This window comes from Chryseobacterium defluvii, from assembly GCF_014204415.1.
In the GTDB taxonomy this organism is placed as follows: Bacteria; Bacteroidota; Bacteroidia; order Flavobacteriales; family Weeksellaceae; genus Chryseobacterium; species Chryseobacterium defluvii_A.
Map to the genome: position 1 here is coordinate 101,545 of NZ_JACHLE010000005.1, position 15,958 is coordinate 117,502.

13 protein-coding genes are annotated in these 15,958 nt (G+C 38.9%); 10 read left to right on the forward strand and 3 right to left on the reverse strand.

The features are described from left to right. The first annotated feature begins 114 nt into the window (after positions 1 to 114). The 8 genes from HNP38_RS15015 (at position 115) to HNP38_RS15050 (ending at position 8,068) form a co-directional block, all read left to right on the forward strand. On the forward strand, positions 115 to 1,302 hold the full coding sequence (locus HNP38_RS15015) for a homogentisate 1,2-dioxygenase (RefSeq protein ID WP_184190980.1): 1,188 nt from the start codon (positions 115 to 117) through the stop codon (positions 1,300 to 1,302). 37 nt (positions 1,303 to 1,339) lie between these two features. After that, a complete protein-coding gene (locus HNP38_RS15020) occupies positions 1,340 to 2,614 on the forward strand; it encodes an acetyl-CoA hydrolase/transferase family protein (RefSeq protein WP_184190982.1) in 1,275 nt (424 codons plus the stop codon). Positions 2,615 to 2,751: 137 nt separating this feature from the next. Then, positions 2,752 to 3,534, forward strand: coding sequence for a hypothetical protein (locus HNP38_RS15025; RefSeq protein ID WP_184190984.1), 783 nt, complete (start codon positions 2,752 to 2,754; stop codon positions 3,532 to 3,534). Between the two features lie 228 nt (positions 3,535 to 3,762). Continuing rightward, on the forward strand, positions 3,763 to 4,893 hold the full coding sequence (hppD, locus tag HNP38_RS15030; protein WP_184190986.1) for a 4-hydroxyphenylpyruvate dioxygenase: 1,131 nt from the start codon (positions 3,763 to 3,765) through the stop codon (positions 4,891 to 4,893). A gap of 73 nt (positions 4,894 to 4,966) precedes the next feature. After that, positions 4,967 to 5,428: a hypothetical protein gene (locus HNP38_RS15035; RefSeq protein ID WP_184190988.1), complete on the forward strand. Its 462-nt coding sequence runs from the start codon at positions 4,967 to 4,969 to the stop codon at positions 5,426 to 5,428. 77 nt (positions 5,429 to 5,505) lie between these two features. Continuing rightward, positions 5,506 to 6,753 carry a fumarylacetoacetase gene (gene fahA, locus HNP38_RS15040; RefSeq protein ID WP_184190991.1) on the forward strand — a complete coding sequence of 416 codons (1,248 nt, stop codon included), beginning with the start codon at positions 5,506 to 5,508 and terminating at the stop codon, positions 6,751 to 6,753. A 21-nt stretch (positions 6,754 to 6,774) separates the two neighbouring features. Next, complete coding sequence (locus HNP38_RS15045) at positions 6,775 to 7,182, forward strand: GxxExxY protein (protein ID WP_184190993.1); 408 nt, start codon at positions 6,775 to 6,777, stop codon at positions 7,180 to 7,182. Positions 7,183 to 7,246: 64 nt separating this feature from the next. Next, positions 7,247 to 8,068: a flavin reductase family protein gene (locus tag HNP38_RS15050; protein WP_184190995.1), complete on the forward strand. Its 822-nt coding sequence runs from the start codon at positions 7,247 to 7,249 to the stop codon at positions 8,066 to 8,068. A gap of 166 nt (positions 8,069 to 8,234) precedes the next feature. Here HNP38_RS15050 and HNP38_RS15055 read toward each other — a convergent pair whose 3' ends face one another. Next, on the reverse strand, positions 8,235 to 9,101 hold the full coding sequence (locus HNP38_RS15055) for an alpha/beta hydrolase family protein (RefSeq protein ID WP_410493776.1): 867 nt from the start codon (positions 9,099 to 9,101) through the stop codon (positions 8,235 to 8,237). A gap of 187 nt (positions 9,102 to 9,288) precedes the next feature. Here HNP38_RS15055 and HNP38_RS15060 point away from each other — a divergent pair, with 187 nt between their 5' ends. Beyond that, positions 9,289 to 10,062, forward strand: coding sequence for a HipA family kinase (locus HNP38_RS15060; protein WP_184190999.1), 774 nt, complete (start codon positions 9,289 to 9,291; stop codon positions 10,060 to 10,062). After that, positions 10,049 to 10,432, forward strand: a complete 384-nt coding sequence (locus HNP38_RS15065; protein WP_184191001.1) for a DUF3037 domain-containing protein — start codon at positions 10,049 to 10,051, stop codon at positions 10,430 to 10,432. The genes HNP38_RS15060 and HNP38_RS15065 overlap by 14 nt, the downstream gene beginning before the upstream one ends. Positions 10,433 to 10,525: 93 nt before the next feature. Here HNP38_RS15065 and HNP38_RS15070 read toward each other — a convergent pair whose 3' ends face one another. Both HNP38_RS15070 and HNP38_RS15075 read right to left on the reverse strand, forming a co-directional pair. After that, the gene (locus tag HNP38_RS15070) at positions 10,526 to 13,246 is read right to left on the reverse strand and encodes a TonB-dependent receptor plug domain-containing protein (RefSeq protein ID WP_184191003.1); all 2,721 of its coding nucleotides are present in this window, start codon (positions 13,244 to 13,246) and stop codon (positions 10,526 to 10,528) included. A 125-nt stretch (positions 13,247 to 13,371) separates the two neighbouring features. Further along, the gene (locus HNP38_RS15075; protein ID WP_184191005.1) at positions 13,372 to 15,705 is read right to left on the reverse strand and encodes an ATP-dependent helicase; all 2,334 of its coding nucleotides are present in this window, start codon (positions 15,703 to 15,705) and stop codon (positions 13,372 to 13,374) included. Between the last annotated feature and the right edge of the window lie 253 nt (positions 15,706 to 15,958).

The following is a 15,958-nucleotide window of genomic DNA, read 5'->3' on the forward strand; positions in this document are numbered from 1 at the left end:
ATTAAAATTGTTAGACAAAACTAACAATTATTTTCGAAACTAAAAACTATATGACAAATATCCTCCAAATTATTTCATCAAAAATTATTAAATTTGAGGAAATAAAAGGTAAAAATGAGATATTATCAAGCCGGGAACATCCCACAAAAAAGACATACGATCTTCAAATCTCCTGAAGATAAATTTTATTATGAGCAGCTTTTCGGAACGGAAGGTTTTCATGGTATCTCTTCTCTTCTGTATCATATTCACCGTCCTACCCAGATAAAATCTATCGGGGCACCAAAGGATGTGACCCCAAAGATCGCAGTTGAAAAGAATGTTACTCCAAGAATGTTCAAAGGAATGAATGTAACCCCGGAAAATGATTTTTTAGACAGCCGGAAGATCCTTTTACTGAACAATGACCTGAAAATGGGACTGGCAAAGCCAAGGAAATCAATGGATTATTTCTATAAAAATGCCGAATGCGATGAACTTTTATATATTCATGAAGGAAACGGAATTTTGAAGACCTTCCTGGGTGATCTGAAATTTGTTGTCGGCGATTATCTTATTATCCCAAGAGGCACGATCTATCAGGTTGAATTAAAATCGGAAAATACCGTGTTCTTTGTATTGGAGAGCCATTCCCCCATCTATACCCCGAAAAGATACAGAAATGAGTTCGGGCAACTTCTGGAGCACTCTCCCTTCTGTGAGAGAGACATTATTGCTCCCACTTTCGTAGAACCAAAAGACGAAAAGGGTGAATTCCTGATCAAAGTAAAAAAAGAAAACCAGATCACGGATTTCATCTATGCAACCCATCCTTTTGATGTTGTAGGCTGGGACGGCTATTTTTACCCTTATAAATTTAACATTAAAAACTTCGAGCCGATCACAGGCAGAATTCACCAGCCACCTCCGGTTCACCAGAATTTTGAAGGACACAATTTTGTGGTCTGCTCATTCTGCGCCAGAATGTATGATTATCATCCTTTGGCCATTCCGGCTCCTTACAACCATTCAAATATTGATTCCGACGAAGTTCTTTTCTATACGGAAGGAGATTTTATGAGCAGGAACCATATCGATTTAATGGATTTTACCCTTCATCCGGGAGGAATTGTTCACGGGCCGCATCCGGGAGCTATGGAAAGAAGTATCGGGAAGAAGTTTACTGAAGAGTATGCCGTAATGGTTGATCCGTTCCGTCCATTGAAAATCACGGAAGAGGCTCTAAAAGTAGAAGATCCTTCCTATAAGACTTCATGGCTGGAAGAAAACGACAAAACACTGGAAGACCGCTCGCAGGAATAACCTATACACATTACATATAATCTCAAAAACGTTCAAAATGTACAATTATATAAGTGCAGAGGAAGCTATATATACCATAAAAAGCGGAAACCGTGTTTTCTTCCACGGGAGCGCATGTACCCCGAATTATCTGATCGATGAGCTGGCAAGGCAGGCACACCGCCTGGATCATGTGGAAATGGTTTCCATCACCCAGCAGGGGAATGTAGAGATCGCAAAACCGGAATATAAGGACAAATTTTTCATTAATTCCTTATTTGTCTCCACTCCGGTACGTGATGCAGTCAATTCTGACAGAGGGGATTTTGTACCTGTATTTTTAAGTGAGATCCCCATCTTATTCAGGAAGAATATCTTACCTCTGGATGTAGCTTTAGTAACCGTGTCACCGCCTGATAAACACGGATTTTGTACTCTGGGCACTTCTGTGGATATTGCAAGATCTGCCGTGGATACTGCTAAGATCATTGTCGCTGTGGTAAATCCGCTTATGCCGAGAACCCACGGAGACGGGATGATCCACGTCAGCAGGATCCATAAGCTGATTTGGCACGAAGAAGAGCTTCCAACGGTGGACTACGGTTCAAAAGTAGGCCCGGAGGAAATGCTTGTCGGCAAAAACGTTGCAGAGCTCATAGATGACAGATCTACCTTGCAGATGGGTATCGGGACTATTCCCGATGCTGTTTTAAAATGCCTGAATAATCATAAAGACCTGGGTGTTCATACAGAAATGCTGAGTGACGGGGTTATTGACCTGATCCAAAATGACGTCATTAATAATAAGTACAAAGGATTTAACGAAAATAAAACAATCACAAGCTTTTGCTTCGGAACAAGGAAACTGTATGATTATGTGGATGACAATACTGTTTTTGCATTCAAGGATGTGAGTGATGTCAATTTCCCCATCAATATTATGCGGAATAAAAAAATGGTAGCCATCAATTCTGCTATTGAAATTGATCTCACGGGACAGGTTTGTGCGGACTCCATCGGAACCATGCAATACAGCGGGATCGGGGGACAGATGGACTTCATGAGGGGAGCCGCATTGAGTGAAGACGGAAAACCTATTATCGCTATTACATCAAGAACCAAAAAAGGAATTTCCAGGATTGTTCCTTTTCTTAAACAGGGAGCAGGAGTGGTTACAACAAGAGGGCATATCCATTATGTGGTTACCGAATACGGAACTGCCTATTTATATGGCAAAAACCTGCGTCAAAGGGCCCAGGAGCTTATCAGCATTGCCCACCCTGACGATAGGGAAATGCTGGAAAAAGCAGCTTTCGAAAGATTTAAACATTAAAAATTTTACACTAAATTTGCCTATTGATAAAATATTTAACACAAAAAAGGCTTTTTTCAATAAAAGATATATAAAATATAAAAAAACACTGATGTTTTGGCAATATTTTTGATAAAACCCATTATAAAACTTGCAAATTGAAAACTATATATAATTCGATAAGAGAAGAGGTTGTAAAGCATCCTAAAGTAAACAACTCTGTTTTAGGAAATGTGAGTGAATGGAAAAGAAGCCACTACATCATTCTTTCCGAAATTATAAAAGATGAATTATCTGAAGCTGAGGAATTAAAAGGAGGAAAAAAATTCGAAATAGGAAATACAATTTCGCATGTTACTTTGCAGCGTTTTTTCGAAAATGATTACCAGGATAAGACCCATAACGACCTGAGGTTTTTAAAAACCCTGGATAAGATCTGCATTTTTTTAGGGTACAAAGATCTGAACGCATACATTCTTGCCATAAAGGATAAGAAACAGCAGCCTGAACAGTCAGGGGACCGGACATTTCTTACTCAAATGGTTTACGATTACTGTGCTACCGTTTTTGAATTCTATAAAAATTTTCCCGATCACAGGACCGAAGTATTCAAAAATCTAGTTTTTGAGGATTCACCGTTTTTAGAAAGGGCATCCCATTTCAGCAAAGAATTATGCGAAAGGGATTTTCAATTAATTACAAAAAACAACCGTTCCAATTATGAGGTATTTGATATTCACATTGTAACGGACGAGCCTGATAAAAAAATACTGGAATCCCAGGAATTCTGGAATCTTTTATTCAGGGTGGGAGAAACGGGAGAAGAACATTTCGTGAACCAGCTTAACACCCAGATCTATTTTATCCGCAAAATAAATAATGTCTGGAAAATATGGGACAACTATAACCCTGACGCCGGAAGATTGAACCATAAAAAATAAAAGCTGTAGTAATCTACAGCTTTCTTGTTTCGAAATATTTTTTTTTCACTTGTCTTTTGTGACTACAAATGTATATATCCATATTATAATATAATAAACTTAAGCATACTTAAATGAACTTTTCTTTAAGGATATATTAAGTAACTTTAGGAATATCCGTTTATGCTTTTTCTATTGCTAAGATTTTCGTAATTTGCATACCTATAAAATAAAAGTAAAAAAGAAAATATGTCAACACTTACATTTGCCGAAAAAATTGCTCAAGCAGAGAATTTTTTACCGATTAACGGTACAGATTACATTGAGTTTTATGTAGGAAATGCTAAACAGGCTGCCCATTTTTACAAAACCGCATTCGGTTTTCAGTCTGTGGCGTATGCCGGTCCTGAAACTGGAGTAAGAGACCGTGCATCTTATGTTCTTCAACAGGGAAAAATAAGACTGATCCTAACAACAGGGCTTAAGTCTGACTCTCCTATCAACGAGCACGTAAAAAAACACGGTGATGGAGTAAAAATTCTGGCACTATGGGTAGATGATGCATATAAAGCTTTTGAGGAAACTACAAAAAGAGGCGGAAAACCTTATTTAGAGCCGGTAACCCTTACTGATGAGCATGGTGAAGTAAAAATGTCCGGAATTTATACCTACGGAGAAACCGTTCACATGTTTGTGGAAAGAAAAAACTATACAGGGCCTTTCATGCCCGGTTACGAAAAGTGGGAAAGCAATTACAATCCCGAAGAAACAGGGCTTTTGTATGTAGACCACTGTGTAGGGAATGTAGACTGGAACAGAATGATCCCTACGGTAGAATGGTATGAAAAGGTAATGGGGTTTGTAAATATTCTTTCTTTTGATGATAAACAGATCAACACAGAATATTCTGCTTTGATGTCTAAAGTAATGTCCAACGGGAACGGGTATGCCAAATTCCCTATCAACGAACCTGCAGAAGGCAAGAAAAAATCCCAGGTGGAAGAATACCTTGATTTCTACGAAGGAGAAGGCGTACAGCACATTGCTGTAGCTACAAAAGACATCATCCATACAGTAACCGAACTTAAAAAGCGAGGTGTAGAATTCCTTTCCGCTCCGCCGGAAGCTTATTATGAAATGGTTCCTGAAAGAGTAGGACATATAGATGAGGATATTAAAAAGCTTCAAAACTTAGGCATACTAATTGATCATGATGAAGAAGGATATCTGTTACAGATCTTTACCAAGCCTGTGGAAGACCGCCCTACCCTTTTCTTTGAGATCATTGAAAGGCATGGTGCGCAAAGCTTTGGTGCCGGCAACTTTAAGGCATTGTTTGAAGCACTGGAAAGAGAACAGGAAAGAAGAGGTAATCTTTAATTTTAAAATATAATTATTAAGTTTTGTCAGGATGCCGTATCTTGACAAAACTTTTTTATAAAACACACAACATATGAGAAAAATTTTCATTAGCATTTTATTTTTTGGAGCGTTGGCTCTGAAAGCACAATACGGGACGATCAATGAGATCCTTAATAGGCTTGAAGAAAGAAAAGGGATCAATCAGCATCTGGAAAATGTAAATATTGACGACAAAAAGTTTGTTTTCATTAAAGATGCAGCAGATCATACGGAAAGAGATTTTATCGTTATCAAAAAAAACAAGGTTACTTATGTAGAGGTTTTTGACGATAAAGCGACAGGGGAAAGCAGTTCAAATGTCTTTTCAGGTGATATTGTCAGAAGTAAAAAGAATATTATTTCTTTGAGAGCAGATATGCTTGAAAATAAAAAAGTACCTGTTCCCGTGACTAAAACCCTATTGCTGACCAAACAAAAAGATATTTTATATCTCATTGACGTCAATACCAAAGACCGATGGATCGATGAAGAATCCTATTCCAGGAAAAAATAAAAATACAGATCTCTCCTCAGGCTATTAACCATAAAATATAACGGATTTATCGCTAATCCAAAATTAATTCAAACCATATGAAATCATTTGTAGACTATTCCTCAGATTCGGATTTTTCTATACATAATATTCCTTTCGGAGTAACCGTTTTTAATAAAGAATATATCGGGTGTTGTACAAGGATCGGAGATCAGGTCATTGATCTTGCCACCTTATACGACCTTGGCTATTTTGAAGATATTGAAGGGCTGGATGAAAATGTTTTTGAAGCCTATACCTTAAACGAATTTATTGAGCTTGGGAAACCTGTTACCAATACAGTCCGTACCAGAATTCAGGAACTTCTCCAGGAAGGTTCTACCCTGTCAAAGGATCAGAAAACCATTGAAGAAGCTTTCTACGACCTGGATAAAGTGAAAATGATGATGCCTGTGCACATCCCGAATTATACGGATTTCTACAGCAGCATCGAGCACGCTACCAATGTAGGAAAAATGTTCCGTGATCCTGCCAATGCATTATTACCGAACTGGAAGCATCTGCCGGTAGGATATCATGGCAGGGCTTCATCCATTGTAGTTTCAGGCACAGAGATCAACCGTCCGAAAGGCCAGATGAAACCCGCTGATGTGGAAAACCCGATCTTCGGACCTTGCAAACAGTTGGATTTTGAGCTGGAAATGGCCTTCATTATCAACAAAAATACGGAGATGGGTGAAAGTATCTCTACCAAAGAAGCTGAAGATGCCATTTTCGGAATGGTGGTTTTCAATGACTGGTCTGCAAGGGATATTCAGGCTTGGGAATATGTTCCGTTGGGGCCATTTTTAGCAAAAAATTTCGGTTCGTCCGTTTCTCCCTGGGTAGTTACCTTAGAAGCATTGGAACCATTCAGAACTTCTTCCCCGGTACAGGAGCCTGAAGTTTTGGATTATCTGAAATTTGAAGGAGATAAAAATTACGATATCAATCTTGAAGTTTATATTCAGCCTGAAAATGGCGAGGAAAACCTAATCTGCGAAAGTAATTATAAACACATGTACTGGAATATGACCCAACAGCTAGCCCATCACACTGTAAATGGCTGTAATGTGGAAGTTGGAGACCTGTATGCAAGCGGTACCATCTCAGGCAGTGATCCAAAATCTTTCGGGTCTATGCTTGAATTAACCTGGAGAGGCCAAAATCCTCTGCAGTTAAGCAACGGACAGGAAAGAAAATTCATTGAGGACAATGATACCGTTATAATGAAGGCATGGGCTGAAAAAGATGGCGTGAGGGTTGGTTTCGGTGAGGTTTCCGGTAAAATCATTCCCACAAAATAATCTTAACCACAAAAGAATGCTATGATTACACAATCTTATCTGACCGACCTGACTTATAAGATCAATGGAGCCTGTATAGAAGTCCACAAAATCTTAGGTCCGGGATTATTGGAAAGTGTATACCACAAATGTTTGGAAGAAGAATTCAGGTTAAGAAATATTAATTATAAATCCGAATTAAAAATTCCGGTCGTGTACAAAGGAAAAGAAATTCAGTGTGATTTCTTTTGTGATTTTTTAGTTGAAGATTTAATCGTCATCGAACTGAAATCAGTGTCTGAGATCAATAATATCCATCGCGCTCAAGTTATAAACTATATAAATTTAATGAGAAAGCCCAAAGGAATTTTAGTAAACTTTAATGTAAAAAATTTATACCATGAAGGACAGGAAACTTTTGTAAATCAATATTACGATATGCTTTTTTGAACTTAAAAGGATTAAAGACGATACTTTAAGTTAACTTTTGTGACTTTGTGGTTAATAAAAAATAATGAAAACAGTTATCCCATCCGAAATATCTCCCGTACAATTACAAACCATCATGCAAACAGCAGTCGCGCCACGTCCGATTGCTTTAGCTTCAACGGTTGATAAAAACGGAAATAGTAATCTATCTCCATTCAGTTTCTTTAATATGTTTAGCACGGTTCCGCCGGTTTTGATCTTTTCACCTTCGAGAAGAGTCCGGGATAATACAACAAAGCATACTCTTGAAAACGTACTGGAAGTCCCTGAAGTAGTAATAGGAACCGTTAATTTCCCAATTGTACAGCAAATCTCACTGGCATCCACAGAATATGAAGATGGAGTAAATGAATTTATTAAATCCGGCCTAACCATGAAAGATGCTGATCTGGTACAACCGAAGCTGATCGAAGAATGCCCGGTCAATTTTGAATGCAGGGTTTTGGAAGTAAAACCTTTAGGAGATCAGGGAGGTGCAGGAAACCTTGTTATCTGCGAAGTTCAGAAAATCCATATCAGGGAAGAATATCTGAATGAAGAAGGAACTTTGGATCAGAAAAAACTGGATATGGTGGCCCGTTTAGGCGGAAACTGGTATTCCAGAAACAATGCCGGTAATCTTTTCGAAGTTCCGAAACCTTTGGTCACGAAGGGAATTGGCTTTGACCTTCTTCCTGATGCCATCAAATACAGCAAAGTATTTACGGGCAACGATCTGGGCATGCTGGCTAATGTAGAGATATTGCCTGCAGATAACTTCCATGATGATGAGAGTGTTCATTATAATGCACAGAAACTGTTGCTGGAAAGCAGGGTTGAGGAAGCCTGGAAACTTTTAAGCAAATAATTCTTTGAATTATTAAAGTTTTATTATTTGTATTTTGAAAAAGTTATTTACCATTAAGAAATTAAGTTTATTCAATTCAAAAAGCTTCTTAAAAATCTTAACTTCTTAATGTTGAAAAAGACTGGGGATGTATTCCAGATAAAAAGAGTGAAAATTTCACTCTTTTTTATTCATTGACTATTTTCTGATTGATAAATTCAATACATTTTTCTGTTGCTTTTTTCAGGTCATTCGGCAATTCAGTTGCTTCCCAAGGCTCTTTTGCCCCGAAAGTATGGTCGGCATTTTCAATCAGGAATAATTCGGAATTGGGATTTAATATATGAAGATGATCAGCACTTTTCACATTTACACTTTCATCTTTAGTCCCATGAACAATCAGAAAATGAACCTTTGCCATTTCTGCTGCCCTCTCTACATCAAAAAGCACATTATTTTTTTCAAAATCTTCGTAAAACTGGTAATAATGGGGCATTTCCTGCTTTGTCCTTCCATTCAACACATAATAAACTCCCCTTTTCTTCCACTTTTCAAGATCATCACCTTTCGGGAATCGTTCCAAACTGTCTACACTGGCAAGGGTAATCAATCCATTGATCCTTTCATCTCCGAAAGTTTTGACAATGGAAATCCCACCTCCCCTGCTGTGGCCGATAAGCACCACTTTCTGATCATCCACTTTAGAGTCCTTTATAAAGTAATCAATCACCGCTCCGAGGTCGGATAATTCTTTAGAGTAATTATTATTGCCAAAGGCCTCCAAGTCAGCAAAGTTATGAGGATCATCGATAGTAGTCCCATTATGGGAAAAGTTAAATTTAACAAAGAAAAAACCGGACTTTGCAAACTTCTCAGCCATCAGGTTCCAGGCACCCCAGTCTTTGTAGCCTTTATAGCCATGAACGAAAATTAGTAAGGGTAGCTTTTCACCAGATTCAGGATAAAATGCATCGGCTAAAAATTTTTTGGTTTCCGGATTTGAAATAGTAATATTTTGTTGTTTAATGAGTTTCATTTTATATTTTACTTTAATAATTAATTGCTGAATTATATTTTTCTCGCAGATTTGGTAGATGTTTACGTTTTACTTATTCGTTACATCTAAGAGAGGATAAAACTATAGTACATATTCTATCATTTTTTACAGCAGGCTAACCAGTTTTCCACTTAAAAATATTAAAATTAAGAGTATTCACAAAGTAAAATCTTATTTTTGCGGTATGTTGGATCTAAGAACGGTAACCGTCATGCGTTATATTCTGCCTTTGAGGGAAGGCGGCTCTCTTCCTGCTCTGGCAGAAGCTGATGATGATTTTAAGTATGTACTGAAATTTCGTGGTGCCGGTCATGGGGTCAAGATGCTGATCTCGGAACTTTTAGGGGGAAAAATTACGGAAGTTTTAGGATTAAAAATCCCTGAATTGGTTTTTGTTAATCTGGATGTAGACTTCGGAAGGACCGAGGCAGATGAGGAGATTCAGGATCTTCTGAAGTTTTCCGAAGGGCTGAATTTAGGGCTTCATTATCTTTCCGGCTCCATTGCTTATGATCCAAGTGTGAAAACAGATCCGCTTCTGGCTTCAAAAATTGTCTGGCTGGATGCATTTATCACAAATATAGATCGTACTTTTAAAAACACCAACCTTCTGATGTGGCACAAGGAGCTCTGGATCATAGATAACGGCGCGTCATTTTATTTCCATCATTCATGGCAGAATTTTGATGCTGCCGCGAAAACACCTTTCAGGTATGTAAAAGACCACGTTCTGCTCTCAAAAGCAACCATGATTGATGAAGCGGATAGCTGGGCTCATGAAGTATTGAATGATACTGTTTTTAGGGAAATAGTCAACCTGATCCCGGAAGACTGGCTGCACTGGAACGATGCAGATGAAACACCTGACCAGATAAGGGAAGTGTATTTTCAATTTATGAAAACACGATTAGAAAATTCTCAAATTTTTGTAAACGAAGCAAAAAATGCAAGGGGATAAAATATACGAGTACGCTGTCATACGACTGGTTCCAAAGGTTGAAAGAGAAGAATTTTTCAACGTGGGACTTGCTATGTTCTCAAAAAAGGAGAAATATATCCGTGTAGAATTCTATCTGTGTCCTGATAAATTCACACTGATGCACAGTAAGCTGGATTATGATGATGTCATTCAGAATCTGGAAAGCTTCCAAAAAATTGCTCATGGTGATAAAGACGGCGGGCCAATTGCTCATCTGGATATTCCGGAACGTTTCCGCTGGCTGACCGCAGTAAGAAGCTCGGTAGTGCAAACTTCAAGGCCTCATCCCGGAAAAACAAAGGATCTGGATACGACCTTTGACAGACTTTTTGAGGAGCTGGTGAAATAATTATTTTCTCCGGATTGATATTTAACCAGAATTAAATATTCAAAACAAAAAACGGAGCCAACAATCTGAATCCGTTCCTGAAATATAAATAAACTAAAAATTAAAATTGAGCCTTGTAAAGACATATCTACCGTTCTGCCCGAACTGTGATGTCGAGCGCGAGTAAATGAACTGATCATTATTCGTAGACGCTGTAAGATTTTTGGTGGGATAGATATCAAACAGGTTATTCACACCCAACGTTAAGCCTACATTTTTTGTAAACTGATAGGCTGCAGAAAGATCGGTAATGATCTTATCCGTAATCTGCTGATGCTCATTAGGCTCTATAGTTCCGTTCCCATTGGCATCTATGATATCAGGACTTGTAACTTTACCAAAATAGGTATTTCGCAGATAAAACAGGGCTTTTCCCCATGAAAGCTGGTGAGACAGGCTTGCTTTTACCTTTGGTACTGCTTCTTCAAGATAAATCCTTGATGCCTCGGAAAAATACACACTTTCTAGGTTAGTCGACTGCAGAAAACCGGAAGAGTGTATTCCTCCTACCTTTTTGGTCTCATTGAGATTGACTGCAAAACTGTTATCCAGCTTTATTTCTGAAAATCTTGCATTATGACTTATCACCACATCCAGCCCTTTAGTTTCCGTATCAATGGCATTCGCAAACAGCTGAACAGCATTTACCCCTGCCACATCAAAGGCTGCCTGTGCCTCAGCAGGAACCGCAGCTCTGGCAAACTGTCCGGTAAGTACGATCCTGTCATCAATCCTTGTAAAATACCCGTCTGCAGTAAACGTAAGATTGGCTGAAGGAATCTTATAAGTGAATCCCACACTGGCCGATTTCGAGGTTTCCTGTTTTAATTTCGGAATATCCAGCAGATCCGCTACTTTGGAATCATTACTGAAAGTCCCCACTTCCTTTAATACTCCATCCGTAAATAATGTGGAAGTCACATTATAATAAATCTGATGAATAGAAGGCGCCCTGAAACCGGTAGAACCTGCAAATCTGAAATTGAAATTGTTATCAAGTTTTATTCTTGATGCCAGCTTATAATTAAAAGTAGAACCAAAATCAGAATAATTCTCATATCTTGCCGCAGCATCTACTAGCAACCAGTCTGTAAAATTCAATTCTACATCCGCATAGCCCGCAACAGCCTGCCTGTTCTTATTCACCGCATTAGCAGGACGGAAACCGGCAAAAACCTGGGAACCGCCCGGAAGCACATTTCCAAAAAAATCTGTTGGCCTTTGGGTGGTCCCCGTCCATACATTTCCTGAAACATCATAGGTGGCATAAGACGCTTCTTCTCCGGCAGTTATTTTAAAGTTCTCATAGCGGTGTTCTGCCCCGAATGCTACATTAATACCACTCCATACCTCATATTTTTTGGAAAAATCTAGGTTGATCGTATTCTGGGAAAATCTAAGTCCTCCCGCATCAAACTCATCGGGAGAGACAAAGCGTAAAGAAGTATTCCCGGTATTCCTGATTGTATAATCAAAAGAATTCTGCCCGAAAGTATTACTCAGATCAATATTCCATTCATTCCATTTTCCTTTAATTCCCGCAGAGACAGACAGATCCTGAATATCGGTCCCGATCTGTGGAAGATATCCGTTGCTGTATAACCCTGTGAAGGTCCTGTTTTGATTTGGTCTTCTGTAAAATCCTCCTGAAGTACCGTGCCTGAAGCTGTAACCTCCGAAAGTATATATTTTCCAGTTATCATTCAATGGGACTTCTATATTGGCAAAAAGCTGATGATTATTCAGTTTGGATTGTCCCACCTGCATATTGAAATCTTTCCTGGATAATCCTCGGTAGGCCAGTTCCTGATCCGTCACATTAGCCCCTAAAAGCCCCTGTAAAGCCGCAATGGTATTCGCTCCCTGGATCTGGTTCTGAAAACTTTGTGAAAAATAACCTACATCCTGCGCATACTGATGGATATAATCAATAAGCTGCTGTGAATTCGGAGTGCTGCCTATATTACTGAAAAGTGAAGAAAGATTGACTCCGTCATTCAAAGCACGCCGTTCAATGGCATTATAAGCATTAAAAATAGCCCCGCTTTCCGTTCCTGCCCTGTAGGTAGGATTTCGGAACTGTGAAGTCCATGTAATATTATAAAAGCCTCCTTTAGATCCTATTTTATTTCCATAATTCAGGTCGATCTGAATATTTTGTCCGTCAAAATCGCCGGTATGGTCATTAGCCGCCGGGGTCAGGTTTCCGCCATAACTCAATTGTCCCGTTAATTTTCCGGTATCTCTTTTTAATCCCAGATTGATAACTCCGGCAATGGCATCCGAACCATATTGGGCAGAAGCTCCGTCTCTCAGAACTTCTATCCTGCTGATCGCAAACGACGGGATAGCGTTTAAATCCGTTCCCACAGTTCCGCGTCCCGGAGATCCGTTCACATTCACTAATGCTGAAGTATGCCTTCTTTTTCCATTCACCAGCACTAATACCTGGTCCGGGCCAAGTCCCCGCAACTGGGCAGGATCCAGATGATCCGTACCATCCGCATTGGTCTGAATAGTGGATGTGAAGGAAGGTGCGATGGCATTCAGGATCTGTCCTATATTGGTCTGCGGTAAAACTACCGAAGATTCTTTAATATTAAATACATCCACAGGAACCGGGCTGTCTACTTTTGACCTTGCTCCGCTTCTTGATCCTAAGATCACCACTTCTTCCACATTAGCTGTTTTTACGGTATCTTTTTCCTGTGCATGCGCATAATTTCCCAGGAAAAATAAAACAGAAGCTGAAATAATTATCTTTTTATTTTTCATACATTTTCCAGTTATTTTTTAATGAATTACATTTTTTTGAGGAGCAAATGTAAATCATATTTATTAGTCTACAAAATTAATAGACTAATAATTTACAGAAAATGCTGATTGCTATATTCTATTTTTTAAATTTTCGTGAGTTTAGCATACTTCAGGATAAGGTTTTTTTCCCCTTCATACTGGAAAATTACCTTGGCCTTAATATTCTGAGGATCTGTCCCGTCCAAGAAAGTCACTTCCCCGATCCCGAAACGGTCATGCCTTACCTTATCTCCAACCTCAATATCCTGTGAAGAGGCCCCGCTCGGGTTGATGATCTTAGCAGTACTTATCGGTTTCAGTTTCCTTGGTTCAGCAATTGGTTTTGACTTTTCGTTTCTTTCGATGGTTTTCTTTTCAACCTTTTTGAAACTCCGTTCCTCTGAGGGATATTCATCAAAAATATTGGATTTAATCCCGGAATTATTAATGAATCTTTTTTCAATAGCAGGGTTGATAAATTCGATAAATTCTTCATCTATTTCACTTAAGAATCTCGAAGGTTCTGCATCTGTAATTTTTCCCCACTGAAAACGCGAGACCGCATAAGAAAAGAACACCTGCTTTTCAGCCCTGGTTAAAGCTACATAAAACAAACGTCTCTCTTCTTCCAGATCTTCCCTTGTTGCCGAGCTCATAAAGCTTGGGAAAAGGTTTTCTTCAAGGCCTACAAGATGAACTACCGGAAATTCCAATCCTTTAGAAAGATGAATGGTCATCAGAGAAACCATATCATCTTCATTATTTTTATCCTGCGTATCTGCCGAAAGGGCTATATTTTCAAGGAAATTAGATAAACTCGGATCTCCGTCTTCCAACTGCATCTGTTCCTCAATGAACCCCTGCATAGAATTCATTAATTCCTGAACGTTCTCTACCCTTGAAATTCCTTCCGGTGTCTGATCATCTTTTAAAAACTTGATCAGCCCGCTTCGTTTGGCCACTTCCATAGCCACATTGTAAGCCGTTTCAGTTTTTAGCAGAACCTGGAATGCCTTGATCATGGACCAGAAGTCGTTCAGCTTGGTGATCACACCATTGTTAAAACCTAAATTCGGTGCATACATCGGAAGGTGATCCAGTACTTTGGAAACCGATACATTTTGTGCATCTGCAAAAACGATCAGCTTATTCTGGGTGGTATCACCAATTCCTCTTGCAGGATAATTAACGATCCTCATCAATGCTTCAGAATCATTTTCGTTGATCAAAAGCCGAAGATAGGCAAGCAGGTCTTTCACTTCTTTCCTTTGATAGAAAGATAAACCTCCATATACTTTATAAGGAATATTCTTCCGTCTCAAAGCATCTTCAAAAGCACGGGTCTGGGAGTTGGTTCTGTACAGGATGGCAAAATCGCTGTATTTTCTCTGGTCCCTGTTGCGAAGCTCCCATATATTTCCGGCAACGAAATTGGCTTCATCCGCATCGGAAAGTGAACGGTACACCTTGATCCTGTCTCCTACCTCATTATCACTGAAAACATTTTTCTTGAACTGCTGCAGGTTTTTGGCAATGACCACATTGGCTGCATTCACGATATTTTGGGTCGAACGGTAATTCTGTTCAAGGGAAACCGTTTTGGCATCCGGATAATCCTTTTTAAAGTTTAAAATATTATAAATATTGGCTCCCCGGAATGAATAAATGGACTGGGCATCGTCTCCCACCACGCAGATATTCTCAAATTTCGAAGCCAAAGCTTTTACAATAAGGTATTGGGAATGATTGGTATCCTGATACTCATCCACCAAAATATATCTGAACCTGTCCTGATACTTGGCCAGAACTTCCGGGAAACGGGTCAGCAATTCGTTGGTTTTCAGCAAAAGGTCATCAAAATCCATAGCTCCGTTCCTGAAGCAGGCTTCCACATATTTCTGATAGATCTGCCCGATGAATTTCATATTGGCTTTTTCATCAGCTTCTATCAGTTCAGGATTATTGAAGTAAGCTTTTACAGTGATCAGGTTATTTTTATAAGTGGAGATCCTGGCCTGTACTTTCTTGGGCTTATACAGATCTGCATCAATATTCATGTCCTTCAGCACTTTTTTAATGACATTCAGGGCATCCTGCTGATCGTAAATGGTAAAATTCGAAGGGTATCCTAAATAATGAGCTTCACTTCGCAAAATCCTTGCAAAAACAGAGTGAAATGTCCCCATCCAAAGGCTTCTTGCATTACTGTCGCCCACTACTCTGGCAATACGTTCTTTCATTTCGCGCGCTGCCTTATTAGTAAAGGTAAGTGCCAGGATATTGAAAGGGTCTACCCCATTCGTGATCAGATGAGCAATACGCATGGTAAGCACCCGCGTTTTCCCGGAACCTGCTCCTGCAAGAACCATTAATGGTCCCTGTAAGCTGGTAACCGCCTCAAATTGTGATTCATTTAATCCTTTCAAATAATCCTCCATACCGCAAAATTTTTGGAACACAAAATTAATGTATTATAAGGAGAATTCAAATTTTGATTTTAGAAGTTAGAAGTTAGAAGTTAGAAGTTAGAAGTTAGAAGTTAGAAGTTAGACAAAATTAATATTTATGGGAAGCATGCGAGGAAATACAACCGAATATTAATTTCCTGCTTCTGATTTATTAAAAATTCTTATTCATTATTGTAACAATCAGACTATTTTTAACACTAATTGTCAAAACAATTTCTACTTT

What these genes read in the sequence shown, in the direction of transcription:
- HNP38_RS15015 (WP_184190980.1), top strand. Translation starts at nt 115, where the DNA reads ATGAGATATTATCAAGCCGGGAACATCCCACAAAAAAGACATACGATC.
- HNP38_RS15020 (WP_184190982.1), top strand. Translation starts at nt 1,340, where the DNA reads ATGTACAATTATATAAGTGCAGAGGAAGCTATATATACCATAAAAAGC.
- hppD (WP_184190986.1), top strand. Translation starts at nt 3,763, where the DNA reads ATGTCAACACTTACATTTGCCGAAAAAATTGCTCAAGCAGAGAATTTT.
- HNP38_RS15035 (WP_184190988.1), top strand. Translation starts at nt 4,967, where the DNA reads ATGAGAAAAATTTTCATTAGCATTTTATTTTTTGGAGCGTTGGCTCTG.
- fahA (WP_184190991.1), top strand. Translation starts at nt 5,506, where the DNA reads ATGAAATCATTTGTAGACTATTCCTCAGATTCGGATTTTTCTATACAT.
- HNP38_RS15045 (WP_184190993.1), top strand. Translation starts at nt 6,775, where the DNA reads ATGATTACACAATCTTATCTGACCGACCTGACTTATAAGATCAATGGA.
- HNP38_RS15050 (WP_184190995.1), top strand. Translation starts at nt 7,247, where the DNA reads ATGAAAACAGTTATCCCATCCGAAATATCTCCCGTACAATTACAAACC.
- HNP38_RS15060 (WP_184190999.1), top strand. Translation starts at nt 9,289, where the DNA reads ATGTTGGATCTAAGAACGGTAACCGTCATGCGTTATATTCTGCCTTTG.
- HNP38_RS15065 (WP_184191001.1), top strand. Translation starts at nt 10,049, where the DNA reads ATGCAAGGGGATAAAATATACGAGTACGCTGTCATACGACTGGTTCCA.
- HNP38_RS15070 (WP_184191003.1), bottom strand. Translation starts at nt 13,246, where the DNA reads ATGAAAAATAAAAAGATAATTATTTCAGCTTCTGTTTTATTTTTCCTG.
- HNP38_RS15075 (WP_184191005.1), bottom strand. Translation starts at nt 15,705, where the DNA reads ATGGAGGATTATTTGAAAGGATTAAATGAATCACAATTTGAGGCGGTT.